Annotated in this window: 10 protein-coding genes; 7 read left to right on the forward strand and 3 right to left on the reverse strand. The window is 63.8% G+C overall.

Annotated elements, in window-relative coordinates:
• Positions 1-198: 198 nt before the first annotated feature.
• Positions 199-441, reverse strand: a complete 243-nt coding sequence (locus AC1DYI_RS16640) for a hypothetical protein (protein ID WP_477205245.1) — start codon at positions 439-441, stop codon at positions 199-201.
• 259 nt (positions 442-700) lie between these two features.
• On the opposite strand from AC1DYI_RS16640, the gene AC1DYI_RS16645 reads away from it, so the two are divergent.
• The 4 genes from AC1DYI_RS16645 (at position 701) to AC1DYI_RS16660 (ending at position 4,642) form a co-directional block, all read left to right on the forward strand.
• Positions 701-1,369 (forward strand): protoglobin domain-containing protein, encoded by a 669-nt coding sequence (locus tag AC1DYI_RS16645; RefSeq protein WP_477205246.1) that lies wholly within the window; start codon positions 701-703, stop codon positions 1,367-1,369.
• Between the two features lie 289 nt (positions 1,370-1,658).
• Positions 1,659-2,732: a DUF3466 family protein gene (locus tag AC1DYI_RS16650; RefSeq protein WP_477205247.1), complete on the forward strand. Its 1,074-nt coding sequence runs from the start codon at positions 1,659-1,661 to the stop codon at positions 2,730-2,732.
• 192 nt (positions 2,733-2,924) lie between these two features.
• A complete protein-coding gene (locus AC1DYI_RS16655; protein WP_477205248.1) occupies positions 2,925-3,761 on the forward strand; it encodes a hypothetical protein in 837 nt (278 codons plus the stop codon).
• A 2-nt stretch (positions 3,762-3,763) separates the two neighbouring features.
• Positions 3,764-4,642 (forward strand): hypothetical protein, encoded by an 879-nt coding sequence (locus AC1DYI_RS16660; RefSeq protein WP_477205249.1) that lies wholly within the window; start codon positions 3,764-3,766, stop codon positions 4,640-4,642.
• 15 nt (positions 4,643-4,657) lie between these two features.
• Here the strand turns inward: AC1DYI_RS16660 and AC1DYI_RS16665 are convergent, their stop codons facing one another.
• Positions 4,658-6,277, reverse strand: a complete 1,620-nt coding sequence (locus AC1DYI_RS16665; RefSeq protein WP_477205250.1) for a hypothetical protein — start codon at positions 6,275-6,277, stop codon at positions 4,658-4,660.
• Between the two features lie 240 nt (positions 6,278-6,517).
• Here AC1DYI_RS16665 and ggt point away from each other — a divergent pair, with 240 nt between their 5' ends.
• Positions 6,518-8,242, forward strand: a complete 1,725-nt coding sequence (gene ggt / locus AC1DYI_RS16670) for a gamma-glutamyltransferase (RefSeq protein WP_477205251.1) — start codon at positions 6,518-6,520, stop codon at positions 8,240-8,242.
• Positions 8,243-8,373: 131 nt separating this feature from the next.
• On the opposite strand, the gene ampC is transcribed toward ggt, so the two are convergent.
• A complete protein-coding gene (gene ampC, locus AC1DYI_RS16675) occupies positions 8,374-9,528 on the reverse strand; it encodes a class C beta-lactamase (RefSeq protein WP_477205254.1) in 1,155 nt (384 codons plus the stop codon).
• A gap of 426 nt (positions 9,529-9,954) precedes the next feature.
• Here ampC and AC1DYI_RS16680 point away from each other — a divergent pair, with 426 nt between their 5' ends.
• Positions 9,955-10,935, forward strand: coding sequence for an alkaline phosphatase family protein (locus tag AC1DYI_RS16680; protein ID WP_477205252.1), 981 nt, complete (start codon positions 9,955-9,957; stop codon positions 10,933-10,935).
• Positions 10,936-11,021: 86 nt separating this feature from the next.
• The coding region (locus AC1DYI_RS16685; protein WP_477205253.1) for a hypothetical protein at positions 11,022-11,421 on the forward strand (400 nt) is incomplete at its 3' end.

The following is an 11,421-nucleotide window of genomic DNA, read 5'->3' on the forward strand; positions in this document are numbered from 1 at the left end:
AAGCGGTCACCGGCGCAGCACGGACCCATGCTCTGAGTCCGACGTCAGAGCGACCGCTCAGCTTAGCGCGCGAAGCCCGGCCGAATGACTGCAAGGTGCCAGGCATCGTGCGTACCGCCGCCGGTAGCGAGCGGCAGCAACCGCTGCAGTGCTGACCTTGGCCGAATGAACAGCCGCGTCACCGCCTGCCTCCCGAGCTCAGATCTTGTTCTCTTTCCACAGCACGATCAGCTCGATTGGCCAGAACTCGAACGGCAGCATCGTCACCGCCTGGGTCGATGGATGGGTCAGGATGGGGAACAGGCTGCTCGACAGCACGCCGTTCGGGACGTGCTTGCGAAAGACCATGAAGGTGGCCGAGCGGACCGGCTTGCTGGAGAACACCTTCGGCAACTCGAACCCCATCGAGCGGTCGACTTCATCGGTGACGAGTCGCGCCACCTCCTTCAGCTCCGCGTCGGCCGGATCGGTGCGATTGAACGAGAAGAAGGTACGGTGACCGTCGCGCCGCGCCTTCAGCGGCGTGGCGGTATCCGGCGGCTCACTGCCGCGCTTGGCCCTCGGGCATCAACGATCCCAGCCTGGACGAATGGGTATGTCTTGTGGACGCCATGACTCGAATCATGCCGACATCGTCCAGACACTGTCGCTGTGCATCGATGCACAGAACAGCACCGCAACAACGCCCTCAGGAGAAGCCATGAAATCGACCGCCTTCCTCACCATTGCACTGACGGCCGTGTTGCCGCTTGCCCTGTCCACAGCCGCGATTGCGCAGGCTGCTCCCGCCATTCCAGGCTACGCCTACGGCCAGAAGTCGCTGGCCAAGGCACCGTACACGCTGCAAGACCTGGAGTCGCTGAAGAAGACCCTGCTCTTCACCGATGAAGACGTGCGCTACCTGCGCATGAGCAAGGCGATCCTGGCCGACCAGACCGAAGCCATCCTGGACGTTTGGTACGGCTTCGTCGCTTCCACGCCCGAGCTGGTGGCGTACTTCAAGAACAACAAGACTGGCGCACCCGACGGGGCCTATCTGGACGCCGTTCGCAAGCGCTTCGGTCAGTGGATTCTCGACACGGCGGACGCGAACTACAACCAGGCGTGGCTCGACTACCAGTACGAAATCGGCTTGCGCCACACGGCACCGAAGAAGAACCAGACCGACAAGGCCGATAGCGCACCGTCGGTGAATTTCCGCTACCTGTCGGCGCTGACGATTCCGGTGACGACCACGCTCAAGCCCTTCCTGGCCAAGAAGGGTGCCTCGGCTGCCGACGTCGACAAGATGCACGCCGCCTGGGTCAAGTCGGTGCTGATGCAAACCATTCTGTGGAGCTACCCGTATGTGCGTGAGGGCCAGTTCTGAGCCTTCGCCGAACTCATGAGCGCTAAACCCGGTGCGCCGGGCCGGCGACGGGCCGTCGCCACCATGGCGATTTCCAGGCGGCCGCCAACAGCAACGGGCTCAGGTGTGCACGATTGCGCGTTCAGGCAGGGCCGGAGGTCCAACATAGGGATGGAATGCGGGCACCCAGCGCTCAAGCATCGGCCTGGCCCGATGGTCGGTCGATTCCGGCGCGGGCTTGCGGGCCCGCTGCGCGCTTGCTTGCCACAAGGCGGGCCGAGGTCGACATCGTTCCCCGAAGGGAGATCTCATGCGACTCAACCTGCATTCCCTTTCACGCCTTCTGCTGCCGCCGCTGCTGGCCGCACTGGCCGGTTGGTCCGTGGCCGCGCCCACCTACCGTGCCCACGTCATCGCCGCGCCCGAGGTGTCGGGGGGCATCGAGTTCATCTGGTACAGCGCGCTCGACACGAACAACCACGGGACGTCGCTGTTGACGTTGTCGCAGTACGGCAACCAGGGCGTTGGCTTCGTCGTTTACGACAAGGCGGGCCAATACCTGCGTTCTGTCGGCGGCTTCGGCCGCTACGGCGGCAACCTGTGCAATGCCATCAACGACCATGGCGACGTGGCCGGGTACGACTGGGCCGGCTACTACTGGTTCGCCACCGTGCAGAAAGACCAAGGTTTCAGCGCCAGGATCCACGGCTTCCCCGAGGGCGTCTTCAACGGCTCATTCAGCGACGCCTACGCCTACGGCATGAGCGACAACGGCCATGTGGTCGGCCAGGCCGTGGGTGAACTCGACGGCCGCTCACGCGCCTATGTCTGGCACGAAGAGGTGATGCAGGAGATCGGCACCTTCGGCGGCGCCACCAGCACGGCGCTGGCCGTCAACAAGAATGGCGTGGCCGTGGGGTACGCCGACCTGGCGGACGGCAGCGTGCACGCCTTTGCCTTCCGCAAGGGAATGCTGCACGACCTGGGAACGCTCGGCGGCGCCAACTCATCGGCCCTCGACATCAACAACCGCGGGCAGATCGTCGGCAAGGCGCAGCAGGCCGACGGCACTGAGCGGGCCTTCATCTTCGACAGTCGGCAGATGAGCGCGCTGCCCACGCCGGAAGGCGCGAGCGCCCACGCCGACTCGATCAACCAGCTCGGGCAGGTGATCGGCACTTACACACTGGCTGGCCAGAGCCACCCGTTCCTGTTCGAGGAAGGCACCGTGCACCGTCTGCAGGATCTGCTATCGGCCCACGACCAGACCGTCTGGACGATTGCGAGTGCGACCACCATCAACGACAAGGGCTGGATCCTGGTCGACGCCAACAAGGCCGGCGACTTGCACTCGACGGTGCTGCTGCTCAAGCCAGCGCGATGAGCGCCGCGGGATCAGCCCAGCAGTCGCGCCGGTCTTGCGCAACGCGGTAGTTCACTCGCGCACCGCACGGCAGAGTCCCCAGCAAACGTCCGCCAGACGTGTCGTTGGACCGCGCGAGTGGGACTGAAGCCCTTTTGCTCGGGCCAGGGATACCACCCGGCGCCTGGCCACGCTCATCACGACAATGGCGCGATGGCCTCGATCTCCTCCCATCGCCTCATCGCTGCCGACGTGCATCGGGTGCCCAAACCCTTCCATGCCTTCGCGGTTCGCAGCGACGAGCCGCGGCACGCCTTCGACGCACGCGAGCCCTACGGCAGGGTGCACATCGTGCACACCACATTCCTCGATGCTGGCTCGCTCGCGAGCCTCGTGGTCGAAGGCTATGCGCGAGTGAACATCGAGGCGTTCTCGGACATCGACTACGCAAACACGACGCTGGAAGACCTGGCCGTGGCCGCGCCCGGCGTGGTCGACCTGGTCGGGGAGATCGCCGGTGCATTGCAAGTGACAGGCGTTCTGGGGGACGAACTCAGCGCTTACCGAAGCAGCGTCGCCACCCGGATCGACTACCTCGCATCATGCGGCGCCGGTTTTCACAACGATGTCAGTCGCCACTGGTCGCGTTGCCTTTTCTGGCTTCTTGCGCTCGACGTCTCTGATGTGGAATTCGTGATGCCGCATGCCGGTGTTCGCCTGGCGTTGGCACCCGGCGATCTGGTTGTTTTCGACCAGACGATGGCACACGGGCTGTGCAGGCCCGATGACAACGGCGAAGCCGTGGCCACGTCCTTCGAGGGCGACCGTCGTCAACGTCAGCTATTCCTGACCGGCGAGATCCTGCTGACGGACGCTCAATGGACAGCTCTCGGCGCGCCGTGGCTTCCGGTGGAAGAACACGAGCGCCGGGGAGCGCTCGATCTGATGGTCGTCGAGTTCGATGAGCGCAGCGGTGCCATCAAGCGCCTGCGGGCGCTGCGGGACTGCATGAAGCGCAGCACTTGCCACGTCGACGAGTCCACTGACTGACAGTGATCGACATGCAGCCGATGCGCCGCCGACACGGTCCAGAATCGGGACCAGAACCTTCTGAACCTTGCGGCCTGATCTCGGTCGCTGCTCGCTTGAATTCCGCCCCTCTCCCCTCCGACCTGCGCACTGTCGTCGCACAAGCCTACCGTGCGTTCCGCCACCGCGCCGCGCCGCCGTTCCCTTTGGACGTCTGCCTCGAGTGCTGTGTCTCGGCGGACTTTGAGCAGCAACTGCGCCTGTGGCCACTGGCACAAATCACGGCTCAGCATCTGTACGAGTACAACGCCTCCGCCAAGAGCGAAGTTCAATCCACGCAAGAGGTCGGCCACCTGCTGCCCCGCATGCTCGAGCTATTGGCCGAAGGCGACCAGATCCACCATTCCATCGAGCTCTCACTCGATCGCCTCGGCCGTTGCCCTGAAGGCTGTTGGAACGAGGATGAGCGCGAAGTGCTCAACCGCTTCACGCTGGCGTACTTCGATTGCATCTTGCGTGGCGTCCCGCTGGGCAATGGCGGTCGCCGGTGGTTGGACGACGCGCTGAGTGTCTTGCTGATGTTCGACATCGGCGGGCTTGCCACCGAGCCACTTCTAGGCCATTGGCTGCGTTGTGAGGATCCGGTCGCCACCGTTCAGTTCGTGACCACGACCTACTGGGAATTTTGGCGCGCCCACGAGTACCGCAATGCCTTTGCCTCTGATCGTCCCGAGTTCCGCGCGCAGATTCGAGACTGGTTGCTGAACCCGGACAACCGCCAACGCTTCGTCGAAAAACTGCTGGCCCCAGAGTTCCAGCGACTGGCCGATCAGCAGCCTCCTTGCGGGCACACCCCGTTCAGCACGATGGTGGACGGGGTGTTTGATTCGCTGACTCAGTGAAGGCGATCGGCTGCGTCAACCGTCGATCGCAATCGGCGGAGGTGTCCACTCGCATGGCAATGCAAGCTCCTTGCCTTCCTGCGTCGCCAGGTGCACTTCTTGTTTGGCTGCGCAGCGGGTCAAGGCTTGCTGAACGGCCGTTCTCGGGTTCTCTTGCATGTTGACGCCTTCGAGCGAAGTGAGCACCACGTTCTCCCTGATGCGTTTGCAGGCGGGCAGCGAAAAGACCTCGTACACCTGGTTGTTATAGCCGAAGCTTGCACTGCCTTCACAGTCTTGCCTCATCAGTGCCCCGAACAGATTGTCGAGAAGCTTCCCGGCGAAAACGGGTTGGTCGAATTCCTTGGCGCCGGGCGCGTGAACGCCGAAGTTGGTACCGGACCGCGGGATGGCATGGGCCCAGGTCTCGTCCGACGAGATCAGCCGAACCAGATCGTTCAACGCGTTGGCATCCGGCGCCGATCGGCGCACCACCGTCAACAGATCGTCCACCGAGTAGACCTTGGCCACGCGCTGACGCTCGAAGACGGCAGACAAGACGTCCAGGGGTCGCGCTGAACCATCCTTGGAGCTCAACGCAGACGCGATGTGGAAGAGCGCGGTCCCACAGTCATAGTGAGCACTGCCGCCTCGAGACGTCTTCTCCTTCAACGTCTCACCGTTCGCATTGAGGCAGTTCATGAATTTGGCCGAGATCGTCGCGGCATAGCGGGCGTTGTCGCCCGAGATCGTCCTCAGTGCGTCGTGTGCCATGGCCTCGGCACCGCCCTCGTGAAGCCAGATGGGTTGATCGGCTGCGGTCTGCCACATGCCGTGGTTCCACAAATGGGCCAGCTCGTGCGCGACGAATGCGTTGAGCTCGTAGGCCAGTCCGTCGTTGGGCTGTTGCCACCGAGGGCCCAACAGGTTCAGCCGGATCATGTGTCCGCTCACATCGCCGCGATAGAGGGGCTGCTCCGGCCGGTCGGCGGGCTCATAGCTGGCGACGATCCAGGGCCTTTGTGACGGGCGGCTTCCGAACTTCGTCTGGTAGAGCCCCATGATCGCTTCGACGCTCTTCGGCAGTGCCGCGGCCATCCACGCCGGCATCCGGGAGTCCACCGTGATCGCGTAGGCATCGGTCGACTTCAYGCCGGCTGCGCCGACCACCAAGTAGGTTGATTCGTCGTTGGCGCCCCAGACGGGCTTGTTGCCTTTCACGGGCCGACCGAGGGCCGCGCCTTCGCCCGCAATGCGAACCACGCCACCGTCTCGCGGCAGCAGGTAGTCGGCATACACGGYTGCCGCACGCCCGCCGTTGAGCGGCATCACGGGGATGTACACCCGGTCGACCTGCCCATCGTTCACGTCGGGCCGCAGCTCTACCGTGAAGCTGCGAACCGGCTGCGCAAAGGTGATCGACTCACCGTCTGCGGCCATCTTGGCCGACTCGCCCAGCCGCCAGGACAGTCGGCGCATGTTGCCCCCTTCGGGAAACCGCAGCCGCTGCGTCGGCTTCGACAACACGTACTTCGCCTCGACCACCCCGCTTTCGTCGCGCTTGGTCAGCGTCACATCCGCCGATTGGCCGATGGCCAGCCCGCAAAACCCAATGGACAAGGACGCGGCGACCACCGCAGCTGACAACAATCTCATCGGTTCTCCCTGGAAGAGTGATGGGGTCGGTGACCGGACCACGCCGCTTGTGGTTCACCCGAAAGCCCCTCTGCGAAACATGTTTCTAAATCGTTCAGACGGAATCCATCGATCGAATGCGACATTGAATTGTTGCCGGGAAGCAAACTACGCTCGCGGTCAGCACATGGCCCGTTATGAGCTGTGACAGCGCCCTTCCCTTTCTCAACCCCTTCCACACAACAAAGAGGTGACAGCCCGATGAGATTCGATCCCCTGCGCAAGACCCTGCTCGTGTCCGCCGTCGCGCTCGCCTGTGCGGCAGCCCACGCGGCCTCGCAAGCCCCTGTCGCAGCCGAGAACGGCATGGTCGTGACCGCCCAGCACCTGGCCACGCGCATCGGCGTGGACGTGCTGAAGGACGGCGGCAACGCCGTCGACGCGGCCGTGGCGGTGGGCTACGCGCTCGCCGTTGTCTACCCCGCGGCCGGCAACCTCGGCGGTGGCGGCTTCATGACCATCCAGCTCGCCGATGGCCGCAAGACCTTTCTCGATTTCCGCGAGAAGGCGCCGCTGGCGGCCACTGCCAACATGTACCTCGACAAGGACGGCAACGTCGTCAAGGGCGCCAGCACGATTGGGCACCTGGCCGTCGGCGTGCCCGGCACGGTCTCGGGCCTCGAGCTGGCGCGCGAAAAGTACGGCACGATGAAGCGCCCCACCCTGCTCGCGCCGGCCATCAAGCTTGCGCACGACGGCTTCGTGCTCAACCAGGGCGACATCGACCTGCTCGCGACCGCGACCAATGATTTCAAGAAGGACGCGGCGACGGCCGCGATCTTCCTGAACAAGGGCGAGCCGTTCCAGGCCGGCCAGAAGCTGGTGCAGAAAGACCTCGCGACCACGCTGAAGCTGATCAGCGAGAAGGGTGAGAGCGGCTTCTACAAGGGCAGCGTCGGTGCAGCGATCGTCGCCTCGAGCACCGCAGGCAAAGGCATCATCGCGCAGGCCGACCTCGACCAGTACAAGACCCGCGAGATGGCGCCCGTCGAGTGCGACTACCGCGGCTTCCACGTGGTCTCGGCGCCACCGCCGAGCTCGGGCGGGGTGATCATCTGCGAGATCCTCAACGTGCTCGAAGGTTATCCGCTGAAGGAGCTGGGCTTCCGCTCGGCGCAGTCGGTGCACTACCAGATCGAGGCGATGCGCCACGCCTATGTGGACCGCAACTCCTACCTCGGCGACCCCGACTTCGTGAAGAACCCGCTGGACCGGTTGCTGTCGAAAGACTATGCGGCGAAGCTGCGCGCGGCAATTGATCCGAACAAGGCCGGCATCAGCCAAGAGATCAAGCCCGGCGTGGCACCGCATGAGGGCAGCAACACCACCCACTACTCGATCGTCGACAAATGGGGCAACGCCGTCTCGGTGACTTACACGCTGAACGACTGGTTCGGCGCGAAGGTCACTGCCGCGAAGACGGGTGTGCTGTTGAACGACGAGATGGACGACTTCACCGCCAAGATCGGCGTGCCCAACCTCTACGGCCTGGTGCAGGGCGAGGCCAACAAGATCGAGCCGGCCAAGCGGCCGTTGTCGTCGATGAGCCCGACCATCGTCTCGAAAGACGGCAAGCCGGTGATGGTGGTCGGCACACCAGGCGGCAGTCGCATCATCACCGCCGTGCTGCACACGATGATCAACGTGATCGACTACGGCATGAACGTGCAGGAGGCGGTGGACGCACCGCGCTTCCACCAGCAGTGGCTGCCCGAGTCGACCAACGTCGAGAACTTCGCGCTCAGCCCCGACACGCGCAAGATCCTCGAGGGCATGGGCCACAAGCTGGGTGACCCGCAGCCGGCGAACCACCTCGCGGCGATTCTGGTCGGTGCGCCGTCACTCGGCGGCAAGCCGGTGGGCAAGAACCGCTTCTACGGTGCGAACGACCCGCGGCGCAACAGCGGGCTGGCGCTCGGCTATTGAGCGCCCCAGGGCTCGGCAAGCCGAGCCCGCGCCCGCGCCCGGGGGATCAAGGAACTCGGGAACGGCCCTTCGTTTCCTTGAGAGCGCCGCTGGGCTCGGCAGCGCGAGTGCGGGCCTGCATTGGCGGGCCCCTACTTCGCGCTGGGCGCGAGCTGGTCCAGGATCGCGAAGGCGGTCTTGACGCGTGAAGGGATCGGGTAGCTCTTGTTGGCCAGCATCACGATGCCGATCTTCTTCGCCGGCACGAAAGCCACATAGGCGCCGAAGCCGCGGGTGGATCCTGTCTTGTTGAAGAGTCGCTGATCGGCCAATGCCTGCGGCCCGATCTGCTCCGTACGATTGGCTTCAAAGATGACGCCGGCAGAGTTGCCCGCCAACAGCTGCTCCAGGGACACGGGGTACGCGTACTGCTCCCAGCCGAGCCCTTGCACCATCGCGCCGACCTTGAAGTGGCCGACATGCGTGAGATCGACCGCGCGACGGACCGGCTCATCCAGCCCGCTCGGGTCGATGTTGGCCTGCACGAAGCGGATCATGTCGGAGGACGTCGACTTGACGCCATGGGCCTCGGCGGCGAACAGGTCCGGCCGCACGCGCACGGGCTTGTTCTTCTCGTCGTAGCCCCACGCGTAGTCGGCCATGGCGCTGTCGGGCACACGGATGTGGCTGCGGCGCAGGCCCAGCTGGGGAAAGATCTGTGTCTCGACGGCCTCCGCAAAATCACTCTTTATTGCGAGGCCAGTGATGTGCCCGAGAAGACCGATGCTCGGGTTCGAATACTCACGTTGCGCGCCCGGCTTGGCGTCAGGCTTCCATTGGCTGAAGTAGGCAAGCATCCCGGCGTCGGTGTCGGGGACCTTGTCCGGGAACTGCAGCGGCAGCCCGCCAGCGGTGTAGGTGCCCAGGTGGAGAAGGCTCGCCTTGTCGATCGCCCGCCCTTTCAGCTGCGGTAAGAACTTGCTGGGATGGTCGTCCAGCGACAGCTTCCCGGTCGCCTGTGCGTACGCCGTCAGCGTTGCCGTGAACGTCTTGCTGACCGATCCGAGTTCGAAGATCGTCGTCTCGCTCACCGGCGTCTTGCTCTCTTTGGAGGCAACGCCGTAGTTGAAGAAGAAGGGTTGCCCATCGATGGTCACGGCGACAGCCATGCCGGGCACGTCATGCTCAGCCATGAGCGGGCGGATCGCTGCGTCAACGATGCCGCGGATCTTCTCGGTATCGGCGCCGGCCCACGCCGCAAGCGGTGTCAGGCATGAGAAGAGAAATGCAAATGCTTGGCTGCAGATGTGTTTCGAAACGTCGGTCAAATGGATCCTCGATACGGTCGATCGCCCGGTGGCGCGGAAGCGGCTCGCGACTGTATCGCTGGCAGGCAGACGTGAAGCAGACCCTCAAATGACGCGGGCGCTCCCACCAATGGTGTGGAGCGCCCGCGGGCCTGGTGACAGAGCCAGAGCTACATGAGCTGAGGATCGACCCCAGACCGGGAGATTGAAGACATATCACCTCCTTTCACAGTGCTGCGACGCCCGCAGATTACTCGTTTTGAGCCACACGTCAATGTCCCTGGCCAAGACGTAAGCAGCCGTTAATTTGCGGGCCCGGCCTTGTGGTGGATCTACCATCGCGGCCCACAGGATTTACCACTGGTGCCGGCTGTTGAGTGTCGGCATTCTCAGCGCCTCCTAACTTTCACTTCGAGGAGACGCACGATGAAGTTCCACGTTCAAGCGACTGTGCTGGCGTTGAGCATCGCCGCTCTTGCGGTGCCGGCGCAGGCCCTGGCCCAAAGCGATGTGCCGGACGGCCACCAGGCCCAGACGGCATCGAAGATCAAGGTGATCTTCGTGATCGCGTTCGAGAACCACGATGCGAAGCAGATCTACGGCAACAAGTCCGACGCGCCGTACATCAACAACACCTTGATGCAGACCTACGCCTACGCGACGAATTTCCGCGACGAGCTTCCGAACGAAGAGAGCGAGGCGCACTACCTCTGGATGGAGGCGGGCACCAACAAGTTCTCTGACCATTCGTTCACCGGCGATGGCGATGCGACGAAGAACAACAGCACCAAGAGCACCGCACACCTGGTGACGCAGATCAAGAATGCCTCCAACGGCGTGACGTGGATGTCGTACCAGGAGGGCATCAGCGACAAGACCGGCAAGTGCCCGATCACGTCGTCGAAGTTCTACGCCGCCAAGCACAACCCGTTCGTTTTCTTCCGCGATGTGTCGGGCAACCCGCCGTCGAAAACCAACAGCTATTGCATCAGCCACCACAAGGACGCCAGCCTGCTGGCGGCCGACCTCGCGAACAACAGGGTGGCCACCTACAACTTCATCACCCCCAACCTGTGCAACGACATGCACGGCGAGAGCGGCTGCCCGAGCAACAACGAGATCAGGATGGGCGACGACTGGCTGAAGAACAACCTGCCTGCATTGATCGGCTACGTGAACGCCAACGAAGGGGTGATCTTCCTCACCTGGGATGAAGGCGACGGCACGAACCTGCTGCCCTTCATCGCCGTCGGCCCGGGCGTCAAGCAGGGTTACGCCAGCACGGTGAAGTGGACCCACAGCTCCCAACTGAAGTCGATCGAAAGGATCCTGGAGCTGCCGGTGCTTTCGACCGTGAGCAGCGCCACCGACTTTGCCGACCTGTTCGAGGCCGGGCAATTCCCCTGATCCTGAGCCCCGCAGTTCCAGCTATGGTGCTCCGTCCCGCCGCCGGTTGCTGCCCGCGGCGGGGCCCTCCCCACACGAGGCATCGCATGAACAACAACACCGAGACAAGCTCCGGCAAGGCTGTGAAGAAGTGGCTGGCTGCCACGTTGGCAGCTACCTTGTGTGTCGGCGCCTGTGCCGCAATCACCTACGGCAAATGGCCAACGACCACCACGGTGACGAACGCCGACAAGGCCGACGCTTTCGGTGAGAACATGAGCGGCTTGTTCTATCAGCCCGCGGCCGGTTCGCAAGCACCCGTCTTGTGGGCGGTGCAGAACTCGCCGTCCAAGCTGTACAACCTGACGGCGAAGGGCCAGCTGTTCGTCAAGAGCACGGCGAACGACTGGGGCTCCGGCAAGACGCTGCGCTATCCCAACGGCAGCGGGGCACCTGACGCCGAAGGGGTGACCCTGGCCGAGCTCGACTCCGCGGCCATCTATGTAT

This window comes from Ideonella sp. P3_A4 (assembly GCF_056403075.1).